Source organism: Corallococcus sp. Z5C101001, from assembly GCF_007352635.1.
GTDB lineage: Bacteria > Myxococcota > Myxococcia > Myxococcales > Myxococcaceae > Corallococcus > Corallococcus silvisoli.
Genome location: NZ_VKLU01000021.1, coordinates 71,529 through 92,110 on the forward strand (window position 1 = coordinate 71,529; position 20,582 = coordinate 92,110).

Genomic DNA, 20,582 nt, shown 5'->3' on the forward strand with positions numbered 1-20,582 from the left:
GCGCTGGAAAGAGGCCGGGAGGGACGCCGGACTGTGGGGGAGTGAATCCTCCCGCGGCGCGGGCCCTTCCGGCCTACCTGCCTCGCCAGCGAAGGATGCGTCCGGGCTTTCTCGGGCGAGGTCACGACGATGCGCGACGCGAAGTTCGAGCTGTATTACTGGCCCGGCATTCCCGGCCGGGGCGAGTTCGTGCGGCTGGTGTTGGAGGAGGCGGGGGCGGACTGGGTGGACGTCGGCCTCCTCCCTGAATCCAAGGGGGGCGGGAGCAGGGCCGTGATGGAGATGCTGGGCCGGGGGCCCGTGCCCGCGTACGCGCCGCCGGTCCTCAAGGCGGGCGACGTCGTCTTCTCCCAGGCGGCGAACATCTGCTCCTACCTGGGCGAGCGCTTCGGCCTGGTGCCCACCGACGAGGCCGCGCGCCTGCACGCCCGTCAATTCCAGCTCACCGTCGCGGACGTGGTGGCGGAGGCGCACGACGCGCATCACCCCATCGCCGCGATGAAGTACTACGAGGAGCAGAAGGACGCCGCGAAGGCCCGCGCCGAGGACTTCCGCGCCCAGCGCATCCCGAAGTACCTGGGCTACTTCGAGCGCGTGCTCCAGGCGAACGCGCGGGCCCGAGGGGAGCACCTGCTGGGCGGCGACTTCACCTATCCGGAGCTGGCGCTGTACCAGCTGGTGGAGGGCCTGCTGTATGCCTTCCCCAACGCCATGCGCCGCATCGCGCCCCAGGTGCCCGGCGTGATGGCGCTGCGCCAGCGTGTCGCGGAGCGCCCCCGCATCGCGGCGTACAAGCGGTCCCCGCGCGCCCAGCCCTTCAACACGCAGGGCATCTTCCGCCACTACCCGGAGCTGGACGACCCGAACGCCACCAGGTGACCCTGGGGGGCCGCGACGAGCTCCTGGGTGAAGAACAGGTCCTCGCCCACGCCATGCACGCGCACCTGGATGAGCGGGTCCGCGGGGTACTGCGTGGGCGGGTCGTCGAACACCAGCGCCACGACGGTGCCCACCCGGCCGAGGAAGCGCTCGGACACCAGGTCGTCCGGCTCGGTGCGGATGATCATCACCGCCGCGCCAATGCGCACCGGTGCGCCGTCCACGTCTTCCTTCAGGATGAGCGAAGGGTCTTGCTTCATGGTGCGTAGGTCCGGGGTTTGAGTCGTTTCGACAGCGCCCAGGTCGTGAGCGACAGGAGCGCCCACGCGCTCAGGTGATACGCAGCCACATGTTCCGCGCCTCGTTCGCAGGCCAGCTCGCCCACGAACGCCCCCACCGTGCCCACCGCGAGCCCCGCCACGGCCGCCCGCAGCGGATCGAACGCCGCCGAGCGCAGCGCCACCACCGCGACGGTCAACGGCGCCAGCGCCAGCGCCAGATGGCTCGCGGTGCAAACCCACTCCGGCAGGACGGCGGGACCGTGCGGCGCCGCCCGCGTGAGCACCAGCAGCGCGGCGCTCACCCACGCCATTCCCAGGCCGGCCTGGCGCACCCGGCGCCCGCGCGGCGTCAGCGCCCCCCACGAACACACCGCCCCCGTGGCCAGCAGCATCGCGAGCATCGGCGCGCGGCCCAGCAGCATCGCTCCCGTGGTGCGTCCCAGCGCCAGCAGCACCCCGGCCACCGCGAGCGCCATGCCCGCGGACGCGGCGAACAGCCCCAGCGCCTGCGAGCGCCAGCCGCGCACCGGCCTCCCCAGGGCCAGCTCCGCGCGCGACGCCGCGAGCGCGCGCTCCAGCGCCTTGGGATCCAGGCGGGGAGGGGGGGCGCGCAGCGGGTCGGAAGGAGGCGGCATCACGCTTCCACCTGCCCGCCGAGCAGCTCGCGCAGCCTCTCGTAGCCCCGGTGCGCCCTCAGCCGGGCCGCGCCCGCGCGGATGCCGCGCAGCTCGGCGATCTCCTCGAAGGACCAACCCTCCAGCTTGCTCAGCACCACCGCCTCGCGCTGCTCGACGGGCAGCTGCTGGAGCGCGTCCTCGATGCGCTGGCGCATCACCGGATCGCCGTCCGGCGCCGGCACCGACGTGGGGCCCTCCGGCGGGGCGTGCACGTGCGCGTCCACGTGCTGCTGGTGCCGGAGCGCGTCCCGGGCCGCGTTCGCCGCGATGGTGAGCAGCCAGGGCGTGAACCGCGTGCCCTTCTCGTAGCGTCCCCTCGCGCGGATGACGGACAGGAAGGTCGTCTGCATGAGGTCCTCCGCCAGCGGCCCGTCCCTCACCATGCGCGCGAGAAAGCCGTGCACCCGCCCGGCGTGTCGGGCGAACAGCGCCTCGAACGCCGAGTGATCTCCCTGGCAGAACAGGTCCATGAGCGCTTCGTCCGTGACACTCCCCATTTCTTCGCTCACGGACGGCCCTGCCGGAAAATCGTTTCCAAGGCCGGTCGGTTGGGGAGTTGGACGCTTCAAGGCATTGAAACCACTGGACTCCGGGGCCGGAAAACCAGGGGGCTCCCTTCCAGGGGATGAACGGGTAGTGTCGCGAGCCTTACCGGTTTAAACGACTTTACCCACTTCGAGCGCACATGGCCCCGGCCGAGGTCGTCATCCAGTCCACGCTGTTCGAATCGCTCGTGCGCTGCGTGAGGCTGGACGCGTCGCTGCGGGAGCGCCTGGCGGCGGCGGGCTACGATCCAGACAGGCCCCGGGCCAGCTATCCGGCGTCGGTGTTCCTGAGGTGCCAGAACCTGGTGCTCTCGTATGGCTACTCGGACCGGGAGCCCCGGGACGCCCTGCGGCAGATGGGCCGGGACCTGGTGCGGGGCTACTTCGAGACGCTGGTGGGCAAGGTGGTGCACGTGGCCCTGAAGATCGCGGGCCCGGACCGGGCGATGAAGCGGGTGGCGTTGAGCTTCCGCTCGGTGATGGAGCCGGTGGAGATCACCTCGCTGGAGCTGGCACCCCGGGACTGGCGGGTGATGTTCCAGGGCTACCCCTTTCCGGCGGAGGCCGCGGCGGGGTGCTGCGAGGAGGCCCTGCGGCAGGCCGGGGCGGCGAACTCCAGCGCGGTGCTGGAGAGCGACGACGGACGCGGCCGCTTCGAGCTGCGCATGCGTTGGTAGGACGTCCGTGTGCACGCGGTAACGGTGGGCATCATCCTTCCACCGCGACATGAGTGAATGCGCTATGAGGGCCCCATGAAAATCGGCAAGGACAGCGTTGTCTCCATTGATTACAAGCTGCACCTCGGAGACGGAAAGATCGTGGACGAGAGCGAGGCGGGCGAGCCGCTCGTCTACCTGCACGGCTACGAGGAGATCGTCCCCGGCCTGGAGAAGGCGCTGGAGGGCAAGTCCGCGGGCGAGTCCCTGAAGACGACCGTCTCCGCGGCGGACGGCTACGGCGACTACGATCCGGAAGGCGTCGAGGAGGTTCCCCGCACGGAGTTCCCCGAGGACCTGGAGATCAAGGCGGGCGGCATCCTCAGCGCCACGGATCCGGACGGGGACGAAGTGGACTTCCTGGTCAAGGAAGTGCGCAAGGACACCGTGCTGGTGGACTTCAACCACCCGTTCGCGGGCAAGGAGCTGCACTTCGAGGTCACCATCAAGGAAGTGCGCGCGGCGACGCCCGAGGAGCTCGAGCACGGCCACGCGCACGGTCCCGACGACGACCACGATCACTGACGTTCAGGGCCCTTCGGCCGGCCCTTGCCGTGCGACCGGGCATGCCGCCCGGGCGCCGCGTCCGGGGGCCGGGTGGAGCGCCCGTGGTCGGGCTGGCGCGGCCCCGGGTCGCGCTGCTTCGCCTGGAACGCCTCCATCTCCCGCCGGAAGAGCGGATCCGAGCGCGGCACCTCCGCGCGGGGCAGCTCCTGGCGGATGATGCTCTCGATGTCCCGGAGCGTGCGGCGCTCCACCTCCAGCGCGAACAGCGATGCGCGCCCGCTGGCCGCCGCGCGAGCGGTGCGGCCAATGCGGTGCACGTAGTCCTCCGGCCCGTGCGGCACGTCCATGCTGATGACGTGCCCGATGTCGTCCACGTCCAGGCCGCGCGCGGCGAGGTCGGTGGCCACGAGGCAGCGGTACTGGCCCCGGCGGAAGCCCTCCAGCGCCTGACGCCGCTGGGCCTGCGTGCGGCCCGCGTGCAGGGCGGCGGACTTGTGGCCCGCGGCGGCGAGCAGCTCCTTCATCTTGTCCGCGCGCTGCTGGGTGCGCACGAACACGAGCGCGCTCGCCTGATCCTGCGCGAGGAGCGTGAGCAGCAGCGGCCACTTCTCCTCGGGCTTGACGATGTAGAGGTGCTGTTCGGCGCGCGGCGCGGGGGTCCCGCTGGGGGTCACCTCCACGCGCACGGGCTTGTGCAGGGCGCGCTGGCCGAAGCGCGCCACGTCCGCGCCCAGCGTCGCGGAGAACAGCAGGGTCTGGCGCTCGCGGGGCAGCGCGTGGAGCACCTGGTTGATCTGCGGCAGGAAGCCCATGTCCAGCATCCGGTCCGCCTCATCCAGGACGAGGGTGCGGATGCGCGACAGGTTCACGGCCTTCACGCCCAGCAGGTCCACGAGCCGGCCCGGGGTGGCGACGATGAGGGTGGGCCGCTCGCGCAGCGCGTCCACCTGCGCGTTCATGTCCTCGCCGCCGATGATGATGGTCGGCAGGACGCCTCGGGGCTCGCCGAAGAAGCGGGCCTGTTCGGCCACCTGCTGCACCAGCTCGCGCGTGGGGGCGAGGATGAGGCCCAGCGTGCCGCGCTCCCCGGCGAAGCGTTCGATCATGGGGAGCAGGTAGGCGGCCGTCTTGCCGGTGCCGGTGGCGGCGCAGCCAATGACGTCGCGGCCGGACAGCGCGGGCGGGATGGCTTGCGCCTGGATGGGCGTGGGGGCACCGAAGCGGGCACGCTTCACCGCGCCCAGCGTTTCGGGGGACAGGCCCAGGGACTTGAAGGAGGCGCTCATGTCCCCACGCCTCCCACGTCCGGGCCGGGGAGGGAAGGGGATTGAGGTCGGAGCGGGCCCCCCGGGGCGGGAACAGCCCCCAGGGGAGGCGCCTCGCCAGGACGCCAGGGGCGAGCGCAGGCGCCCCGGGCAGGTGGAGCCCCGGGGCGCGAAGCCGCGTCGTCAGGCCGCGTTCAAGGCCGCGCCGTGGTGGCGCAGGTGGTCCTCCATGAACGTGGAGATGAAGTAGTAGCCGTGGTCGTACCCCTCCTGCATGCGCAGCGTGAGGGGCTGGCCCGCCGCCGCGCATGCGTCCTTGAGGTAGTGCGGGAGGAGCTGATCCGGCAGGAACTTGTCCTTCGTCCCCTGGTCCACGAGCAGCGCGGGGACGCGCCGGCCGGACTTCAAGAGCTCCGTGGCGTCGTACTCGCGCCACGCGCGCTCATCCGGGCCCAGGTAGCCCCCGAAGGCCTTCTTTCCCCACGGGCTCTGGATGGGCGCCACGATGGGCGCGAACGCGGACACGGAGCGGTAGCGGCCCGGGTCGCGCAGCGCGGTGACGAGCGCGCCGTGCCCGCCCATGGAGTGGCCGAAGATGCCCTCGCGGTCCATGCGCGCGGGGAAGTGCGCGCCGAGGATGCCGGGCAGCTCCTTCGTGATGTACGTGCCCATCCGGTAGCGCGCCCTCCACGGCTCCTGCGTGGCGTCCAGGTAGAAGCCCGCGCCGGTGCCGAAGTCCCAGTCCGCGTCCTCGCCCGGGATGTTGGCGCCGCGCGGACTGGTGTCCGGCGACACGAGCATCAACCCCAGCTCGGCCGCCACGCGCTGCGCGCCGCCCTTGGTGGGGAAGGTCTCCTCGGTGCAGGTGAGGCCGGCCAGGTAGTAGAGCACGGGCACCGGGCCCTGCTTCGCCTGGGGCGGGGTGAAGACGCTGAAGCGCATCTCGCCGCCGCAGGCCTCGGACGGGTGCTTCCAGAAGGACTGCGTCCCCCCGAAGCACGCGTGCTCGCTGACGAGCGTCGGAGCGACGGCGCTCATGCGTACTTCACCACGCTGCGGATGGACTCACCCTTGTGCATCAACTCGAAGCCGTGGTTGATGTCCTCCAGCTTCAGCGTGTGGGTGATGAGCGGGTCGACCTGGATCTTCCCGTCCATGTACCAGTCGACGATCTTCGGCACGTCGGTGCGGCCCCGGGCGCCACCGAACGCGCTGCCCTTCCACACGCGTCCCGTCACCAGCTGGAACGGCCGGGTGCTGATCTCCTGCCCCGCGCCCGCCACGCCGATGATGATGCTCTCGCCCCAGCCGCGGTGGCAGCACTCGAGCGCCTGGCGCATCGTCTTCACGTTGCCGATGCACTCGAAGCTGTAGTCCGCGCCACCGCCGGTGAGGTTCACCAGGTACGGCACGAGGTCGCCCTCCACCTCCTTCGGGTTGACGAAGTGGGTCATGCCGAACTTCTCCGCGATGGCCCTGCGCGCGGGGTTCAGGTCCACGCCGACGATCATGTCGGCGCCCACCATGCGCGCGGCCTGCACCACGTTGAGGCCGATGCCGCCCAGGCCGAACACCACCACCTTCGCGCCCGCCTCCACCTTCGCGGTGTAGACGACGGCGCCCACGCCCGTGGTGACGCCGCAGCCGATGTAGCAGACCTTCTCGAAGGGGGCGTCCTCGCGGATCTTCGCGACGGCGATCTCCGGCAGCACCGTGTAGTTCGCGAACGTGGAGCAGCCCATGTAGTGGTGGATCAGCTGCTTGCCCAGGCGGAAGCGGCTGGTGCCATCCGGCATCAGGCCCTTGCCCTGCGTCGCGCGGATCGCCGTGCACAGGTTCGTCTTCTGGGACAGGCACGACTTACAGCCCCGGCACTCGGGGGTGTACAGCGGGATGACGTGGTCGCCCTTCTTGACGCTGGTGACGCCCGGGCCCACGTCCACGACGACGCCCGCGCCCTCGTGGCCGAAGATGGCGGGGAACAGACCTTCCGGGTCCGCGCCGGAGCGGGTGAACTCGTCGGTGTGGCACAGGCCGGTGGCCTTCAGCTCGATGAGCACCTCGCCGGCCTTGGGGCCCTCCAGGTGCACGGTTTCGATGCTCAGGGGCTTGCCGGCCTCGAAGGCGACGGCGGCGCGGACGTCCATGGTGCGGCTCCAGTCAGAGGGGGAACGAAGACCCCCCACTGTAGAAGCCGCGCACCGCGTCGGCCGCGAAAAAGGTGGGGCCCCACACAATGGGTCCACCGCTACACGGAGATGAGGCCCTTTCGGATGCCCTCGGTGACGGCCTCCACGCGGTTCGTCACCTCGAGTTTCCGGTAGATGTGCTCCAGGTGCGTGCGGATGGTGGCCTTGGAGAGGGACAAGAGCCGCGCCGCCTCGCTGTTGGACACGCCCTTGGCGATGAGCTGGAGGATCTCCCGTTCGCGATCCGACAGGGGCTTGAGCAGCGGCTCCTGCGCGGAGGCGTCCTCGGCGCCCGGCGCGGACGCGGAAGGGGCGGGGGGCTCCGCGGCGGACGGGGCCACGGCCAGGGGCTCGGTGGGCACGGGCGTGGTGTCCGGCTCCACGCGGAAGTGGCGCAGGAGGCGCCGCGCGAGGTTCGGCTGGATGACGGTGCCGCCCGCGCGCACCTCCTTGATGGCCTCCACGATCTTGTCCACCGTGGCGCCCTTGAGCAGGTAGCCGGAGGCGCCGGCCTTCACCGCCTCCAGGACCTTGTCCTCCTCGTCGAAGATGGTGAAGATCAGGATCTCCATCTTCGGGAAGCGCGCCTTCACCTCGCGCGTGACGTCGATGCCGCTCATGCGCGGCAGCCCCAGGTCCAGCAGCAGCACGTCCGGCTTCGCGCGCGCCACCTCCTCCAGCGCCGCCTCGCCCGACAGCGCGGTGCCTACGATGTCGATGTCCGGGTGGCCCTCGAAGAGGCGCAGCTGGTTCTTCAGGATCTTGGTCTGGTCCTCCACGACGAACACGCGGATGGGCAGGGCAGGGGCGGTCGGGTTCGCGTCCACGGTTCAGGCTCCGGTGCGTGTCAGGCGGAAAGGCAGGGAAGGGAGAAGGCCACCTGGGCGCCGGCGCCGGGCGCCGAGTCCACCACGATGGAGCCCCCGAGCTTCATGGCCCGCTCGCGCATGTTGAGCAGGCCGTAGTGGCCACGCGGCGTCCGGCCCGGGTCGAAGCCCTTGCCGTTGTCGCGCACGACCAGGTGCACGCCCTCGGTGCTGAAGTCCAGGCGCACCTGGACCTCCTTCGCCTCGGCGTGCTTCGCGGCGTTGGCCAGGCACTCCTGGAGGATGCGGAACAGCGCCAGCTGCGCGTCCGGGGGCAGCTTGCGCGCGTGGCCGGTGCGCTCGAAGCGGATGTCCTGGCCGGTGCGGTCGCGGAACGTCTTGACGTAGTCCTCCAGCCCCTGCGCCAGCTCGAAGTCGTCGCGCATCATCCGCAGGTTGCGGCGCAGCTCCTCGATGGACTCCTCCGCGGTGGCCTTCATCTCGCGGATCTCCGCGCGCAGCCCGTCCTCGCGCGCGAGGTTCAGGATGTACTCCGCCTGGATGATCATCGACGACAGCGACGCGCCCAGGCCGTCGTGGATCTCCCTCGCCAGCCGGTTGCGCTCCTCCACCACCGCCAGCTCCTTCAGGTCGCCCTGCAGGGACACCACCTCGCGGTGCGCGGTGGCCTCGCGTTCGTTCAGGTACACGAGCACGTAGACGATGATGAAGTTGAGGCCCAGGTACCAGAGCAGCGTGAGCAGCTCCACCGCCGTCACGGAGCGGTTGAGGAGCAGGTCCAGGCGCGTGGTGATGGGCAGCGCCAGCAGCGGGGGCAGGATGGCCAGCGGCTTGGGGAAGAGGATGGCGAAGAGCGTGGTGAACAACAGCTGCGTCGCCAGCAGCGGGCTCTGGAGGCCGCCGCCCACCAGGGGCCGCGCGATGAGCACCACGGTGATGAGCAGGTCGCAGCACAGCGACAGGTACGTCACCCACCGGCCCGCCTTCGGGTGGTCGATGACGAGCAGGTTCGCGACGCTGTACATCAGCATCGCGAAGTAGCCCAGGAAGGAGACGGGGCCGTCGAAGCCGAAGTAGCCGCTCCACGCGGGCACCGCGAGGATGAGCAGGCCCAGCGTGAGGAACATCATCCGCGCGTAGAACAGCGCGCGGGCCCGGGCGACGAAGCGGTCCTGCTCCCAGGAGGCCGCGGCCTGCTCCGCGGACACGTTGTCCGTGAGGTTGCGGCGCTCCAAGACGGCGCGGACGCGGGCCTTCAAGTCATGGGCCGGGTGCTCGTCGCCGGGTCGCAGGTCGCTGTCCATTCGGCCGGCAGCTTACGGGAGCTTCCCCAGGGAGCGGAATTCCCAGCAAGCTGCCAGGTCGGCGGCCGGGCGGGTGCGGACGGGCGAGGGGGCTACTTCGGGGCGCCCGCGTCGACGCACGCCTTCTTCGCCTCGGGCTGGCGCGAGAGGACGAAGTCCAGGCGGTCGTGGCTCTCGCCGGTGCGCTCGTCGAAGAGGGGCGAGCCGCCCGCGTACATGGTGCCCTTGGGGCTGCCGAACCGGTCCAGGTTGTGGGACTTGAGCCAGCCGTCCACGCACGACTCCAGGGCCAGCCGGTCGCTGGCGCCGGAGTCGTAGCTGGGGTCGGACGTGCCGGCCTCGGCGGTGGCCGTCGGGGCGGCGGCCTCACGGCCCGACTGGAGCTCCCCCTGGACGGTGCCCGTCTGGGTGGCCGCGTCGGGGCTCTCCCCGGTGTTCTTGTGGCAGCCGATAGCCAGGGACAGCAGGGTGGAAAACACGAGCGCGCCGGTCAGGTTTTTCATATGTCCTGGCTGGTGAGGGCCGCTTGTGAAGGCGGCGGTGGCGACAACGGGAGTGAAGGCTTCGGGACCGTCCTGGAGTCCGGACGTTCAGTCGCCGCACCATATTCGTTTCGTTCCTCGCGGAGCACCAGTCCCATGCACGGTTCCCCGGACACCGACCACCACGCACGCATTCCCCACGCGACCCGCATCGAGCGCGCGCGGGTGCTCGTCGTGGGGGCGGGCGGCCTGGGCTGTCCCGCGTCACTCGCGCTGGCGCAGGGCGGAGTGGGCCACCTGACGCTGGTGGATCCGGACCGGGTGGACGTGACGAACCTGCCCCGCCAGCTCTGGCACCGCACCGCGGACGTGGGCCGCTCCAAGGCCGAGTCCGCCGCGGCCGGCCTCCTGCGCGCCTTTCCCGGCTTGAGCGTGGAGGCCCTGCCCGAGCGGCTGGACGCGGGCAACGCGGAGGGCCTCTTCCGGGCGCACGACCTGGTGGTGGACGCGACGGACGGCGTGGCCACCAAGTTCTTCCTGTCGGATGTGGCGGTGCTCACCGGCGTGCCCCTGGTGTACGGCGGCGTGCTGCGGATGCAGGGGCAGGCCCTGCGCATCGACCCCGGAGGCCCCTGCCTCAGGTGCCTCTACGAGGACGTTCCGCCCCCGGACGCGGTGCCCACCTGCGCGCAGGCGGGCGTGTTGGGCGCGATGGCGGGGCTCATCGGCGCGGTGCAGGCGCTGCTCGCGCTGGAGCTGCTCGCCGGCGCCGCGAGCGGGCCGCGCGGCCAGTCCACGCTGCACGTGCTCGACGGCGAGACGCTGGAGGGGCGCGCCGTGACGGTGACGCGAGCGCCGGACTGCCCCGGGTGCGCCATCCAGTCCCTACCCCCGTTCCCTTCGTCCCAGGAGGACACCGCATGCCCGACGTGACGGCGACGTTGGACATCACCCGCGAGGTGTGTCCGATGACCTACGTGCGCACCAAGCTGAAGCTGGAGTCGCTGCCCCCGGACGCGCTGCTGGAGGTGCTACTCAAGGGCGAGGAGCCCCTGAAGAACGTGCCCCGCAGCGCCGCGGACGAGGGGCACGACGTGGTGTCGCTCGCGCCGCGCGGCGACGGCACGCACCGGCTGGTGTTGCGGAAGCGGGGGAGGTGAGCCATGGCCACGATTCGCGTTCCCACCCCCATGCGGACGCTCACGCGCAACCAGGCCGAGGTCCAGGCCACCGGCGCCACCGTCGGGGACGTGCTGCGCGACCTGGACGCGCGCTACCCCGGCATGGGCGCGCGCCTCTTCGATGAGAAGGGCGCGGTGCGCCGCTACGTGAACATCTTCCTCAACGACGAGGACGTGCGCGCGCTGAGGGCCCTGGAGACGCCGGTGAAGGACGCGGACCGGATCACCCTCATCCCCGCGATGGCGGGAGGCTGAAGGCGTCATGGCGCTGCGTGAGGATCAGATTCTCCGCTACTCCCGGCAGATCCTCCTGCGGGACGTGGGCGGCCGCGGACAGGAGGCCCTGCTGTCGGGAGGCGCGCGCGTGGACGGCCTGGGCGCGTCCGGCCTCACGGCGGCGGCGTATCTCGCGGGCGGCGGCACCCCGGTGACGGGCGTGGGCGCCCTGACGATGGGGCCCTGGTCCCCGGGGTTCCTCGCCTCGGCGCACGACGTGGGCCGGCCCGTGCCGGAGGTGCTGGCGCGCGTGGTGCCAGAGGTGAACCCGGACGCGGTAGGCACCCCGGGAGGCGGGCTGCTCGCGGAGCTGCCGGCGGCATGGAGCGGCGAGGGGCCCTGGGTCGCGCTGGGCGGTGACGGCGCGCGCGGCGCGGTGGTGTTCCGGGGCGCGGACGGCTGCGTCTGGTGCTTCGGCGAGACGGTGCGCCACCTGGGCACGCCGCCAGACGGGGCGTTGGGCGTGGCGCTGGGGGCCCTGGGCGCGCTGGTCTTCCAGCGGCTGCGGTTGGGCCTGGGCCCGGCGCTGGGTGGAAAGTGGCTGGGCGCGCCCGGCGCGATGTCGGACCTGGAACCGCGCCGGTGCTCGCGCTGCGCGGCGGCGGACCCGAAGCCCTGATCCCCGCCTTCCCACCGGAGGTCGTCGCGCGGATGGTCCGCCACCTGGAGGCGACGTGGCCTCACGAGGGCTGCGGCGTGATCCTCCAGGAAGGGGCGGGGCAGGGCGGCGCCTGGCGGGTCGTCCTGCTGCCCAACGCCTCCCCCACGCCACGCGTCGCCTACGCCTTCGCCCCGGAGGCGTGGCTCCAGGTCTGCCTGGACGCGGAGGCCCGCGGTGAGACGGTGGCGTGCGTCTTCCACTCCCACGTGGACGCCGCCGCCGTCTTCTCCGCCGAGGACCGCCGACAGGCCGCGCCGGAGGGCGTCCCACTCCTGCCGCACGTGTCGTATGTGGTGATCGCCATACATCGCGGACGGGTGGACTCGGCCTCCCAGTCCAAGTGGCTCGGGGACGGTTTTCAGACTGTTCCGCTTACAGTGCCGGATTTCAGGTTTGAAAAACCTGTGTAAGGGCAGGGACTTGCCTGACCGGCACCCCCACCTGCGGAAAGGTGGGTCCGAATTGTCAAGTCACTGGGTTTTCGTCTATAAAGCGGGGGTCTACTGGATCTGCCGCGTCCCACGCCGCGTGCAAGAAGCGCTCCGGACGCAGGGAGTTTGAACCCTTATGGCCCCCAACACTGGATTCACCCTCTGGCTGACCGGCATGTCCGGGACCGGGAAGAGCACGACGGCCGCCTACATCGCGGCCCGCCTCCGGCAGGTCGGACGCAACGTGGAGGTCCTCGACGAGGGCGAACTCCAGAACGACCTGTGGGCTGGCATCGGCGACACCAAGGATGAGCGCAACATGGTGGTGCGCCGCCTGGGCTTCGTCGCGGGCCTGCTCGCCCGCAACGGCGTGGCGGTGCTGGTCCCCTCGGTGAGCCCCTACAAGTCGAGCCGCGAGGAGGTGCGCCGCTCGGTGGGCAAGTACGTGGAGGTCTACGTCGACTGCCCCACGGAGAAGCTCATCGAGCGCGACACCACCGGCAAGTACAAGAAGGCGCTCAACGGTGAGATCCCGAACTTCATCGGCATCACGGAGCCGTACGAGCCGCCCACCTCGCCCGAGGTGACCATCTACTCCGACACGGAGTCGGTGGAGGACGGCGGGACGAAGATCTTCCAGGCGCTGCTGGACCTGGGGCTGATGTCCACGGACGAGCTGAAGACCATCACCGGCAAGAAGATGAAGGCCAACCCGCTGCCGCCGAAGAAGGCCCGCCGCGACGAGGAGGCCCCTCCGGCCCGCGTCCTCGCCAAGGCCCCCAAGGCGGACAAGGGTTCCAAGGGCGCCAAGGCGCGTCCGGCCACCCGCGCCGCCCGCGTGGGCAAGCCGGCCCCGGCGGCGAAGAAGGCCGCCAAGCGCAAGGCCCGGTAAGGCCCCACCGCTGACCTTCTTTCGTTGAAGGGCTCCAGGTTGCACGTGCGATGCGCGTGCAATCCGGGGCCCTTTCGTTTTAGGAGTCCCCCATGCTGAGCCCCGAGCGGATTGAGGCCCTGTGTGAAGCGTCCCTCCCCAAGCTGGAGGCGATGCGCGAAGCCCTGCGCGCGCAGGGCAGCGCCCTGGTGGCGTTCTCTGGCGGCGTGGACTCCACGTTCGTGCTCAAGGTCGCCGTGGAGGTCCTGGGCGAGCGGGCCCTGGCCCTGACCGCGCTCTCGGCGTCCGTCGCGCCGGAAGAAGAGCGCGAGGCGCGTGAGCTGGCGGCCCGCCTGGGCGCCCGGCACGTCGTCGTCTCCAGCAACGAGCTGGCGAACCCCAACTACGCCGCCAACCCCACCAACCGCTGCTACTTCTGCAAGACGGAGCTGTACGACCTCTGCGAGGCGAAGCGCGCGGAGCTGGACCTCACGGTGGTGCTGGACGGCTTCAACGCGGACGACTTCAAGGATCACCGCCCCGGCCACAAGGCCGCGAAGGAGCACCGGGTGGTGTCCCCCCTGGCGCAGGCCGGGCTGACCAAGGACGAGATCCGCGCCTGGAGCCGCAAGCTGGGGCTGCCCACCTGGGACAAGCCGCAGATGGCGTGCCTCGCGTCGCGCATCCCCTACGGCACGTCCGTCACGCGCGACCGGCTGTTGCAGATCGCCGCCGCGGAGTCGGAGCTGCGCGCCCTGGACTTCAAGCAGTTCCGCGTGCGCTACCACCAGGACGTGGCGCGCATCGAGCTGGCCAGCGAGGAGTACCCGCGCTTCTTCGAGGCCAGCGTGCGCGAGCGGATCAACGGCGCCTTCAAGTCCCTGGGCTTCAAGTTCGTGGCCCTCGATCTGGAGCCCTTCCGCTCCGGCCGCCTCAACGAGGCCGCCGGCATCGCCCCCGCCGCCGGGGCAGGGCAGGGGCGTCCCGAGGGCTTCCCGCTCCCGGTGGTGGGGTGAGCCGACTCGCGGCGGTCGTCCTGATCCTCGCCGGGGTGCCCGCCGCCGCCGCGGAGTTCGTGGATGACGGGCCCTATGCGCGCCGCCGCTCGCTGATCCTCAGCGTCGGGCCGGGGGCCACGTACACGGAGCGGATCAGCGGCGACTCCGCCGTGTCCGGCCTGGCCGGGCAGCTGGATCTGGGGGCGGCGCTCACCGTCGGCTACGCGGAGGATCAGGTGTTCCTCCTCGTGCGCGGCAGCACCGGCAGGCCCGGCGAGGAGCTGGCGCTGATCGGCGGGTACCGGAGCGTCTTCGGATCCGAGTCCTGGAGGACCTTTTTCGAACTCGGCGCTTCCGTGCGTCCGATTTCTGGGCCGTGGCTGGGGCCTCGCATAGGGTTCGGCGCCAGTCACACCCTCTCGGATCATTTCGCGCTGTACGGCGGGCTCGGATTCACCTTCGGGTTCGGCTCCGGACTGCGCGCGGACACCGAGCTCTTCACCGGGTTGCAGTGGATCATCCCGGTGGGCTCGGCCTCGTAAGGAGTTTTCTTGCGACTGTCCGACACTGTGAGAGGGTGTGTGCATCTGTCGGAGGCCACGCACTTGGACATGAATCCCCGCCTCACCTCGGTCGTGTTTCGTCTCAACCGCGAGAAGCTGGACGCCCTGAAGGAGCTGTCGCGCACGACGCGCATCCGTCAGAGCGAGTACCTCCGGGAGGCCATCTCGGATCTGCTGGCGAAGTACGAAGCGCGCTTCGTGGACTGAACGCCGCGCGTCAGTCCGGCGGACCTTCCGTGAAGGGAGGCACGTCGGGCAGACCGGGCGGGTGGAGGCGCTCGCCGGGCCCGAAGGGGTCCACCGCGGAAGGATAGCGGACCTCCCACAGCATCAGCCCATGCGCCGGGGCCTTGAAGCCGGCCAGGGCGGTGCCCGCATCCAGCGCCGCGTGCCATTGCTCCTCGGACAGGAGCCCCGCGGCCACCTTCAGCGCGCTGCCCACCAGGTACCGCACCTGGTAGCGCGCGAAGCCATCCCCCGTCAGCCGCGCCTCGAAGAGTCCTTCCCCCCTGTCCTTCAGGGTGGCGGACGCGAGGGTGCGCGCCTTCTGGGGACTGGAGCGCTCGTGGAACGCGGTGAAGTCCCGCGTGCCCACGGCGCGGGCCAGCAGGGCCTCCAGCTTCTCCGGCGTCACCCGGCGCCCCGACTGGAGCGCCGCCTCCGCCGCCACGTCCAGCGCGTAGGGGCTCCACGCCTCGGATGGGGCCGCGCCCAGCGTCAGCCGGTACCGGTAGGCCTTGCCGCTCGCGCTCCACTGCGAATGGAAGGCGCCCGGCGGCCGCTTCGCGATGCTGATGCCCACGTCCGGAGACAGGCGCGGCGCGAGCCGTCCGGGCAGTGCCTCCAACGACACGTCCTCATTGAGGCGCAGGCTGATGACCTGCATCCGCGCATGGACGCCCCGGTCCGTACGGCCCGACGGCATCACCGTCGCGGGACAGCCCGCCTCATGCAGGGCCCCCTCCAGGGCGTCCTGGACGGTCGGGCCCTCCACCTGGCGCTGGAAGCCGCGGAAGTTTCCGCCGCGATACCAAGTCCACAGTACGGCGGGAATTCGTTTGACGGAGGGTCTAGCCACGGCGTTGCGATGGCGCGGGGAGACACACGATACTCCGCGCGAATGCTGGCCGGACAAGAACTCGCGGTGGACAGTGATGAGCAGTGGCTTTTCCGACAGGGCGACCTGGTGCTGGGGCCCATCACCGCGTCCCAGGTGGTGGAGAAGCTCTACACGGGGGAGCTGACGCCGGACAGCCCGGTGGCCCCCGCCGGTGAGAGGGAGTTCCGGAATCTCCGGGACACCGCCGCCTTCCAGGTGCACATCGCGCGGTACGAGGCCCAGGGCCGCGTCGCGCAGACGATGCGCGTGGAGCAGGCGCGCAACCAGCGCCGCGTGAAGGTGTTGGGCGGGGTCGCCGCGGGCGTGGCGATCGTGCTGGGCATCGCCGGCTGGTACCTGGCGCGCAACGCGGCGGTGTACGGCCTGTTCGGCGCGGGCGAGGAGGGCGACGGCATCACCATGGACCCGCCCACCATCCGGCTCGCCCAGGCCCGCGTGGACGACGAGGACCTCGTCGCCTATCCCACCAATGATCCGCGCCGCCCGGATCGCCCCGCGGGGCAGGCGGGTGTTCCTGGCAAGACACCGGGCACGGCGGTGGCCAGCGCCGCCAGCCGGCCGCCCCGCACGGGCAACGTCACCACGGACCCCGACGGCCTGGAGATGGCCCAGCAGTTCGACCAGGGCGCCATCAACCGCGTCGTCGCCGGCAACCAGTCCAAGCTCTTCCGCTGCTTCAAGGAGGAAGCCGAGCGCACGCCCGGCCTGGCCGCGAAGATTCCCATGGAGTTCGTCATCGGCAACGACGGCCGCGTGGCGAAGCTGTGGGTGGACAACCCCCAGTTCAAGCAGGGCCCACTCTTCGAGTGCCTCTTCGCGGAGCTGAAGAAGTGGCCCTTCAAGGCCTACGACGGCGAGCGCGCCACCGTGGGGCTGTCGTTCAACATCGGCAAGCGAGGGTAGGGCGACTTTCTTGCCCACCTTCCGGACGTGCCCGATAGAAAGGGCATGTCCGCCGCATCCGTCGCCGAAGTCGAGATCTCGAAGAAGGCCATGAGCGTCCCTCCGGGGACGTTCCGTCACACCGTCCTGCTTGCCGCCAAGCGCTTCAAGTCCACCTGGGCGGAGCTGGGCAAGCTGCTCGTCCAGGTCCGGGACGAAGCGAAGTACGAGGAGTGGGGCCACGCCTCCTTCGAGGCCTATTGCCTCAAGGAGCTCCACATCAAGAAGCAGACCGCGCTCAAGCTCACGCGCTCGTTCAGCTTCCTGGCCAAGCACGAGGCCCCCGAGGAGCTTCAGCAGCAGGAGTTCCCGGAGAAGGCCCCCGCCTTCGAGGTCGTGGAAGTCCTGGCCGACGCCGAGGAGCGCGGCCAGCTGTCCCCCACGGAGTACAAGTCGCTGCGCGACAGCATCTGGAGCCCGGAGAAGTCGCCCACGGAGCTGAAGAAGGAGTTCACCGAGCGCTTCCCCCGTCCCCCGCCGGAGCCGCCCCCGGAGAGCCTCCAGGTGCGGAAGCTGGCGCAGCTCGCGCGCAAGCTCGCCTCGGAGCTCGCGGGGAGCCGTCGGGTGCCGAACGCTGTCGCTGAGCGGGCGGCCGCCCTGGCGGACGATGTCGAAGAGCTCGCGTCGAGCGTGACGGACGCCTGAGTCGCTGTTATCCAAGACCGACCCGTTGACCGGGGCTGAACGCTCCTGGGAAAGGTCCCCCCGCCGGGCTTCCTGCCCGGAGGGGAGGGCCCTATAGTGGGTTCAGGGCCTGTAGCAGGTGGGCTGGGAGCCGTCGAAAGACGTGGGCGGCTTCGCGGGTGTTGGAGTGCGGTGGTCGGCGGAGAAGGTCCCGAACCGGGGCCGGCGAACTCGGAGGCGGCAGTGAAGAAGGAGCACCACGTCAACCTGTCCTGCTCGTTCTGCGGCAAGTCGCAGCGCGAGGTCCGGAAGCTTATCGCCGGGCCCACGGTCTACATCTGCGACGAGTGCATCAAGCTGTGTAACGACATCATCGCGGACGAGAACGAACGCGAGGAGGGCAAGCCGCAGGTCAGCCTGCCCACGCCGCTGGAGATCAAGGCGTTCCTCGACGACTACGTCATCGGTCAGGACCAGGCGAAGAAGGTCCTCTCGGTCGCGGTCTACAACCACTACAAGCGCATCTACCAGAAGAAGCCGACCTCCCGGCCGCGCCCCGGCGTGAAGAGCCCCGGCGGCGAGGACGTGGAGCTGCAGAAGAGCAACATCCTGCTCATCGGCCCCACCGGCTCTGGCAAGACGCTGCTCGCGCAGTCCCTGGCGCGCTTCCTCAACGTCCCCTTCACCATCGCGGACGCCACCAGCCTCACCGAGGCCGGCTACGTGGGTGAGGACGTCGAGAACATCATCCAGAACCTCCTCCACAACGCCGACTACGACGTGGAGAAGGCGGCGCGCGGCATCGTCTACATCGACGAAATCGACAAGATCGCCCGCAAGGGTGACATGCCCAGCGCCACCCGCGACGTGGGCGGCGAGGGCGTGCAGCAGGCGCTCCTGAAGATCATCGAAGGCACCCGCGCCAACGTCACGCCGCGCGGCGGCAAGAAGTACAACCAGCAGGAGTACGTCCAGGTCGACACGACCAACATCCTCTTCATCTGCGGCGGTGCCTTCCACGGCATCGACGGCGTGATCAAGCGCCGCGTGGGGGAGAAGGGCCTGGGCTTCGGCGCGAAGATCACCCACAAGGAAGAGCGCAGCGTGGGTGAGCTGCTGGCGATGACGGAGCCGGAAGACCTGATGAAGTTCGGGATGATCCCGGAGTTCATCGGCCGTCTGCCGATGATCGCCACGCTCAACGACCTGAAGGAGGATGACCTCGTCACCATCCTCACGATCCCGAAGAACGCCCTGGTGAAGCAGTACCAGAAGATGTTCGAGATCGAGAAGGTGAAGCTCACCTTCACCAAGGAAGCGCTGCGCGCCATCGCCCGCGAGGCGATGCGCCGTCACTCCGGAGCGCGCGGCCTGCGCGCCATCATGGAGGACGCGATGCTGGAGATCATGTACGACGTGCCGTTCCGCGAGGGCGTCAAGGAGTGCAAGATCACCGAACAGGTGATCACCAAGCACGAGCCCCCGCAGATCGTCATGGAGAAGGAAAAGAAGACCGCCTGAGGTTTCCCCCGGCGGTCCGTTGTCCCCACCCGGCGCCCCTCGCCTCCAGCAGGCAGGGGCGCCGCGGTGTTTCTAGCTCTGGGTGACGCGCACCGTGGTCTTCATCTCGCGGCCGGTGCCGGGGTCCTTCGCGCGCATGGTGAGGATGCCCTCCACGCTCACGTCGAAGATGATCTCCACGTTCACCGTGCCGGCCTTCGCGGGGACGATGCCGGAGAAGGTGAACTCCCCTAGCAGGTCGTTGCGCGCCACCGCGTCGTGGTCGCCCTGGTAGATGCGCATGGCGAGCTCGGTCTGGTTGTCGATGCTCGTCGTGGCCAGCAGCTGCTTGGCGTTGGGGATGGACGCGTTGCGCGGGAAGACGACGTGGAAGCCGCCGTCGCCGCGCTCCAGGCCGATGGCCATGGGGATCACGTCCAGCAGCTGGATGCGCAGGTTGGTGTCGTCCTGGAGCGAGTGCGCGTAGAGCGCGGCGCCGATGGCCACGGCCTCGTCCGGGTGGACGCCCTTGCTGGGCGGCTTGCCGAAGAACTTGGTGAGCCGGTCCTGCACGACGGGCATGCGCGTCTGGCCGCCCACCAGCATCACCTCGTCGATGTCCTTGGTGGACAGCCCCGAGTCCACCAGCACGCGCGCCACCATCTGGAGGGTGCGGTCCACCAGCTGGTTGGTCAGCTGCTCCAGCATCTTGCGCGTGAACTTCATCTCGATGTTCAACGGCTGGCCCTGCGCCGTCATCGTGATGAAGGGGATGTTGAAGGGCACCTCCTCGCGCGCGGACAGGTCGATCTTGGTGCGCTCGGCCAGGTCCTTGATGCGCTGCATGGCCACCGGATCCGTGGCCAGGTCGATGCCCGTCTTGGCCGCGAAGTCCTTGAGGACGTGGTGGATGATGGCGTTGTCGAAGTCGATGCCGCCCAGGAACACGTCGCCGCCGGTGGACTTCACCTCGAAGACGCGGTCGCGGATCTCGATGATGGAGACGTCGAAGGTGCCGCCGCCCAGGTCGTAGATGACGACCTTTTCCGCCAGCCCCTTGCCCACGCCGTAGGCGAGCGCCGCCGCGGTGGGCTCGTTGATGATCCGCACCACCTCCAGGTCGATGAGCTTGCCGGCATCCTTCACCGACTGGCGCTGCCGGTCGTTGAAGTACGCGGGCACCGTCACCACCGCGCGCTTGATGGGCATCTTCAGGTAGTTGGAGGCGACCTCGCGGATCTTCCCCAGGATCTTGGCGCTGATCTCCTGGAGGGTGAACTCCTTCTTGCCCACGTCCAGGGTGACGTCGTTCTTCGCGCCGGGGCGCATGTTGTACGCCACGACCTTCTTCATCGTGTCGACGACTTCGCTGCCGAAGGTGCGTCCGACGAGGCGCTTGGCGCCGTAGACGGTGTTGCGCGGGTTGAGCTGCCACTGGCGCTTCGCCTCGAAACCGATGAGCTCATTGCCCTTGTCATCGATGGCGAAGATGGAGGGGATGGTGTACTCGCCGCCCTTGTAGGGGATGAGCTTGACGTTCCCGCTGTCCTCGACGATCGCCGCGCACGAGTTCGTCGTGCCGAGGTCGATGCCGATGATGGGCTCCTTGTGCATCCGTGTGGGCTCCGGGTGAGGCGTTGCGGCTAGAAGGTGAGGCTTCCCGGCACCGTATCTCACCCGTCCCGGGTGCGCGAATCGCCAGCCATCCGTCATCCGACGGACGACACCTTGCCCCCTCCCGCC

At 70.1% G+C, this 20,582-nt stretch carries 26 protein-coding genes; 15 read left to right on the forward strand and 11 right to left on the reverse strand.

Going from position 1 to position 20,582, the window contains the following annotated elements; genetic code table 11:
- Nucleotides 1-129 precede the first annotated feature (129 nt).
- Nucleotides 130-879, forward strand: a complete 750-nt coding sequence (locus FOF48_RS34070) for a glutathione S-transferase (protein ID WP_143908772.1) — start codon at nucleotides 130-132, stop codon at nucleotides 877-879.
- Here FOF48_RS34070 and FOF48_RS34075 read toward each other — a convergent pair.
- From FOF48_RS34075 to FOF48_RS34085, 3 genes are read right to left on the reverse strand one after another with little or no spacing between them, the layout of a single operon-like run.
- Nucleotides 843-1,139, reverse strand: coding sequence for a Carotenogenesis protein CarS (locus FOF48_RS34075; RefSeq protein WP_143908775.1), 297 nt, complete (start codon nucleotides 1,137-1,139; stop codon nucleotides 843-845). The two genes, FOF48_RS34070 and FOF48_RS34075, sit on opposite strands and share 37 nt — an antisense overlap.
- A complete protein-coding gene (locus FOF48_RS34080; protein ID WP_143908777.1) occupies nucleotides 1,136-1,795 on the reverse strand; it encodes a DUF1109 domain-containing protein in 660 nt (219 codons plus the stop codon). The genes FOF48_RS34075 and FOF48_RS34080 overlap by 4 nt, the downstream gene beginning before the upstream one ends.
- A complete protein-coding gene (locus FOF48_RS34085) occupies nucleotides 1,795-2,334 on the reverse strand; it encodes an RNA polymerase sigma factor (protein ID WP_143908857.1) in 540 nt (179 codons plus the stop codon). The genes FOF48_RS34080 and FOF48_RS34085 overlap by 1 nt, the downstream gene beginning before the upstream one ends.
- Nucleotides 2,335-2,522: 188 nt before the next feature.
- On the opposite strand from FOF48_RS34085, the gene FOF48_RS34090 reads away from it, so the two are divergent.
- Nucleotides 2,523-3,059: a DUF2378 family protein gene (locus tag FOF48_RS34090; RefSeq protein WP_143908779.1), complete on the forward strand. Its 537-nt coding sequence runs from the start codon at nucleotides 2,523-2,525 to the stop codon at nucleotides 3,057-3,059.
- Between the two features lie 75 nt (nucleotides 3,060-3,134).
- Nucleotides 3,135-3,623 (forward strand): peptidylprolyl isomerase, encoded by a 489-nt coding sequence (locus FOF48_RS34095; protein ID WP_143908781.1) that lies wholly within the window; start codon nucleotides 3,135-3,137, stop codon nucleotides 3,621-3,623.
- Here the strand turns inward: FOF48_RS34095 and FOF48_RS34100 are convergent.
- The 6 genes from FOF48_RS34100 to FOF48_RS34125 form a co-directional block, all read right to left on the reverse strand.
- Nucleotides 3,617-4,891: a DEAD/DEAH box helicase gene (locus tag FOF48_RS34100; RefSeq protein WP_143908783.1), complete on the reverse strand. Its 1,275-nt coding sequence runs from the start codon at nucleotides 4,889-4,891 to the stop codon at nucleotides 3,617-3,619. The two genes, FOF48_RS34095 and FOF48_RS34100, sit on opposite strands and share 7 nt — an antisense overlap.
- A gap of 162 nt (nucleotides 4,892-5,053) precedes the next feature.
- The gene (gene fghA / locus FOF48_RS34105; RefSeq protein WP_143908785.1) at nucleotides 5,054-5,908 is read right to left on the reverse strand and encodes an S-formylglutathione hydrolase; all 855 of its coding nucleotides are present in this window, start codon (nucleotides 5,906-5,908) and stop codon (nucleotides 5,054-5,056) included.
- A complete protein-coding gene (locus FOF48_RS34110) occupies nucleotides 5,905-7,017 on the reverse strand; it encodes an S-(hydroxymethyl)glutathione dehydrogenase/class III alcohol dehydrogenase (RefSeq protein ID WP_143908787.1) in 1,113 nt (370 codons plus the stop codon). The genes fghA and FOF48_RS34110 overlap by 4 nt, the downstream gene beginning before the upstream one ends.
- A gap of 101 nt (nucleotides 7,018-7,118) precedes the next feature.
- Nucleotides 7,119-7,886 carry a response regulator transcription factor gene (locus tag FOF48_RS34115; protein ID WP_143908789.1) on the reverse strand — a complete coding sequence of 256 codons (768 nt, stop codon included), beginning with the start codon at nucleotides 7,884-7,886 and terminating at the stop codon, nucleotides 7,119-7,121.
- A gap of 20 nt (nucleotides 7,887-7,906) precedes the next feature.
- Nucleotides 7,907-9,190: a sensor histidine kinase gene (locus FOF48_RS34120; RefSeq protein WP_143908791.1), complete on the reverse strand. Its 1,284-nt coding sequence runs from the start codon at nucleotides 9,188-9,190 to the stop codon at nucleotides 7,907-7,909.
- Nucleotides 9,191-9,282: 92 nt separating this feature from the next.
- The gene (locus FOF48_RS34125; RefSeq protein ID WP_143908793.1) at nucleotides 9,283-9,693 is read right to left on the reverse strand and encodes a hypothetical protein; all 411 of its coding nucleotides are present in this window, start codon (nucleotides 9,691-9,693) and stop codon (nucleotides 9,283-9,285) included.
- Between the two features lie 135 nt (nucleotides 9,694-9,828).
- Here FOF48_RS34125 and FOF48_RS34130 point away from each other — a divergent pair, with 135 nt between their 5' ends.
- The 9 genes from FOF48_RS34130 (at nucleotide 9,829) to FOF48_RS34170 (ending at nucleotide 14,860) form a co-directional block, all read left to right on the forward strand.
- The gene (locus tag FOF48_RS34130) at nucleotides 9,829-10,605 is read left to right on the forward strand and encodes a HesA/MoeB/ThiF family protein (protein WP_143908795.1); all 777 of its coding nucleotides are present in this window, start codon (nucleotides 9,829-9,831) and stop codon (nucleotides 10,603-10,605) included.
- Nucleotides 10,593-10,832, forward strand: coding sequence for a sulfurtransferase TusA family protein (locus FOF48_RS34135; protein WP_143908798.1), 240 nt, complete (start codon nucleotides 10,593-10,595; stop codon nucleotides 10,830-10,832). Before FOF48_RS34130 ends, FOF48_RS34135 begins: the two co-directional genes overlap by 13 nt.
- A gap of 3 nt (nucleotides 10,833-10,835) precedes the next feature.
- Nucleotides 10,836-11,108, forward strand: a complete 273-nt coding sequence (locus FOF48_RS34140; protein WP_143908800.1) for a ubiquitin-like small modifier protein 1 — start codon at nucleotides 10,836-10,838, stop codon at nucleotides 11,106-11,108.
- Nucleotides 11,109-11,115: 7 nt separating this feature from the next.
- Nucleotides 11,116-11,748: a ThiF family adenylyltransferase gene (locus FOF48_RS34145; protein WP_143908802.1), complete on the forward strand. Its 633-nt coding sequence runs from the start codon at nucleotides 11,116-11,118 to the stop codon at nucleotides 11,746-11,748.
- On the forward strand, nucleotides 11,712-12,200 hold the full coding sequence (locus tag FOF48_RS34150) for a Mov34/MPN/PAD-1 family protein (RefSeq protein ID WP_255442982.1): 489 nt from the start codon (nucleotides 11,712-11,714) through the stop codon (nucleotides 12,198-12,200). The genes FOF48_RS34145 and FOF48_RS34150 overlap by 37 nt, the downstream gene beginning before the upstream one ends.
- A 157-nt stretch (nucleotides 12,201-12,357) precedes the next feature.
- Complete coding sequence (cysC, locus tag FOF48_RS34155; protein WP_143908804.1) at nucleotides 12,358-13,113, forward strand: adenylyl-sulfate kinase; 756 nt, start codon at nucleotides 12,358-12,360, stop codon at nucleotides 13,111-13,113.
- A 92-nt stretch (nucleotides 13,114-13,205) separates the two neighbouring features.
- On the forward strand, nucleotides 13,206-14,108 hold the full coding sequence (gene larE / locus FOF48_RS34160) for an ATP-dependent sacrificial sulfur transferase LarE (RefSeq protein ID WP_143908806.1): 903 nt from the start codon (nucleotides 13,206-13,208) through the stop codon (nucleotides 14,106-14,108).
- Complete coding sequence (locus FOF48_RS34165) at nucleotides 14,105-14,632, forward strand: hypothetical protein (protein WP_143908809.1); 528 nt, start codon at nucleotides 14,105-14,107, stop codon at nucleotides 14,630-14,632. The genes larE and FOF48_RS34165 overlap by 4 nt, the downstream gene beginning before the upstream one ends.
- Nucleotides 14,633-14,695: 63 nt before the next feature.
- Nucleotides 14,696-14,860, forward strand: a complete 165-nt coding sequence (locus FOF48_RS34170; protein WP_014396701.1) for a ribbon-helix-helix domain-containing protein — start codon at nucleotides 14,696-14,698, stop codon at nucleotides 14,858-14,860.
- A 10-nt stretch (nucleotides 14,861-14,870) separates the two neighbouring features.
- On the opposite strand, the gene FOF48_RS34175 is transcribed toward FOF48_RS34170, so the two are convergent.
- Nucleotides 14,871-15,731, reverse strand: a complete 861-nt coding sequence (locus FOF48_RS34175; RefSeq protein WP_143908811.1) for a tRNA pseudouridine(38-40) synthase TruA — start codon at nucleotides 15,729-15,731, stop codon at nucleotides 14,871-14,873.
- 42 nt (nucleotides 15,732-15,773) lie between these two features.
- Between FOF48_RS34175 and FOF48_RS34180 the strand changes: the two genes are divergently transcribed.
- From FOF48_RS34180 to clpX, 3 genes are all read left to right on the forward strand, one after another.
- Complete coding sequence (locus FOF48_RS34180; RefSeq protein WP_186002186.1) at nucleotides 15,774-16,676, forward strand: AgmX/PglI C-terminal domain-containing protein; 903 nt, start codon at nucleotides 15,774-15,776, stop codon at nucleotides 16,674-16,676.
- 45 nt (nucleotides 16,677-16,721) lie between these two features.
- Entirely contained in the window at nucleotides 16,722-17,360 is a 639-nt protein-coding gene (locus tag FOF48_RS34185) for a hypothetical protein (protein ID WP_143908815.1), read from the forward strand.
- Between the two features lie 222 nt (nucleotides 17,361-17,582).
- The gene (gene clpX, locus FOF48_RS34190) at nucleotides 17,583-18,860 is read left to right on the forward strand and encodes an ATP-dependent Clp protease ATP-binding subunit ClpX (RefSeq protein ID WP_143908817.1); all 1,278 of its coding nucleotides are present in this window, start codon (nucleotides 17,583-17,585) and stop codon (nucleotides 18,858-18,860) included.
- Between the two features lie 72 nt (nucleotides 18,861-18,932).
- Here clpX and FOF48_RS34195 read toward each other — a convergent pair whose 3' ends face one another.
- A complete protein-coding gene (locus FOF48_RS34195) occupies nucleotides 18,933-20,453 on the reverse strand; it encodes an Hsp70 family protein (RefSeq protein ID WP_143908819.1) in 1,521 nt (506 codons plus the stop codon).
- Between the last annotated feature and the right edge of the window lie 129 nt (nucleotides 20,454-20,582).

Excerpts from the sequence above, each read along its gene's own strand:
- FOF48_RS34070 (WP_143908772.1), top strand. The coding sequence starts at position 130 with ATGCGCGACGCGAAGTTCGAGCTGTATTACTGGCCCGGCATTCCCGGC.
- FOF48_RS34075 (WP_143908775.1), bottom strand. The coding sequence starts at position 1,139 with ATGAAGCAAGACCCTTCGCTCATCCTGAAGGAAGACGTGGACGGCGCA.
- FOF48_RS34080 (WP_143908777.1), bottom strand. The coding sequence starts at position 1,795 with ATGCCGCCTCCTTCCGACCCGCTGCGCGCCCCCCCTCCCCGCCTGGAT.
- FOF48_RS34085 (WP_143908857.1), bottom strand. The coding sequence starts at position 2,334 with ATGGGGAGTGTCACGGACGAAGCGCTCATGGACCTGTTCTGCCAGGGA.
- FOF48_RS34090 (WP_143908779.1), top strand. The coding sequence starts at position 2,523 with ATGGCCCCGGCCGAGGTCGTCATCCAGTCCACGCTGTTCGAATCGCTC.
- FOF48_RS34095 (WP_143908781.1), top strand. The coding sequence starts at position 3,135 with ATGAAAATCGGCAAGGACAGCGTTGTCTCCATTGATTACAAGCTGCAC.
- FOF48_RS34100 (WP_143908783.1), bottom strand. The coding sequence starts at position 4,891 with ATGAGCGCCTCCTTCAAGTCCCTGGGCCTGTCCCCCGAAACGCTGGGC.
- fghA (WP_143908785.1), bottom strand. The coding sequence starts at position 5,908 with ATGAGCGCCGTCGCTCCGACGCTCGTCAGCGAGCACGCGTGCTTCGGG.
- FOF48_RS34110 (WP_143908787.1), bottom strand. The coding sequence starts at position 7,017 with ATGGACGTCCGCGCCGCCGTCGCCTTCGAGGCCGGCAAGCCCCTGAGC.
- FOF48_RS34120 (WP_143908791.1), bottom strand. The coding sequence starts at position 9,190 with ATGGACAGCGACCTGCGACCCGGCGACGAGCACCCGGCCCATGACTTG.
- FOF48_RS34125 (WP_143908793.1), bottom strand. The coding sequence starts at position 9,693 with ATGAAAAACCTGACCGGCGCGCTCGTGTTTTCCACCCTGCTGTCCCTG.
- FOF48_RS34130 (WP_143908795.1), top strand. The coding sequence starts at position 9,829 with ATGCACGGTTCCCCGGACACCGACCACCACGCACGCATTCCCCACGCG.
- FOF48_RS34135 (WP_143908798.1), top strand. The coding sequence starts at position 10,593 with ATGCCCGACGTGACGGCGACGTTGGACATCACCCGCGAGGTGTGTCCG.
- FOF48_RS34140 (WP_143908800.1), top strand. The coding sequence starts at position 10,836 with ATGGCCACGATTCGCGTTCCCACCCCCATGCGGACGCTCACGCGCAAC.
- FOF48_RS34145 (WP_143908802.1), top strand. The coding sequence starts at position 11,116 with ATGGCGCTGCGTGAGGATCAGATTCTCCGCTACTCCCGGCAGATCCTC.
- cysC (WP_143908804.1), top strand. The coding sequence starts at position 12,358 with ATGGCCCCCAACACTGGATTCACCCTCTGGCTGACCGGCATGTCCGGG.
- larE (WP_143908806.1), top strand. The coding sequence starts at position 13,206 with ATGCTGAGCCCCGAGCGGATTGAGGCCCTGTGTGAAGCGTCCCTCCCC.
- FOF48_RS34180 (WP_186002186.1), top strand. The coding sequence starts at position 15,774 with ATGCTGGCCGGACAAGAACTCGCGGTGGACAGTGATGAGCAGTGGCTT.
- FOF48_RS34185 (WP_143908815.1), top strand. The coding sequence starts at position 16,722 with ATGTCCGCCGCATCCGTCGCCGAAGTCGAGATCTCGAAGAAGGCCATG.
- FOF48_RS34195 (WP_143908819.1), bottom strand. The coding sequence starts at position 20,453 with ATGCACAAGGAGCCCATCATCGGCATCGACCTCGGCACGACGAACTCG.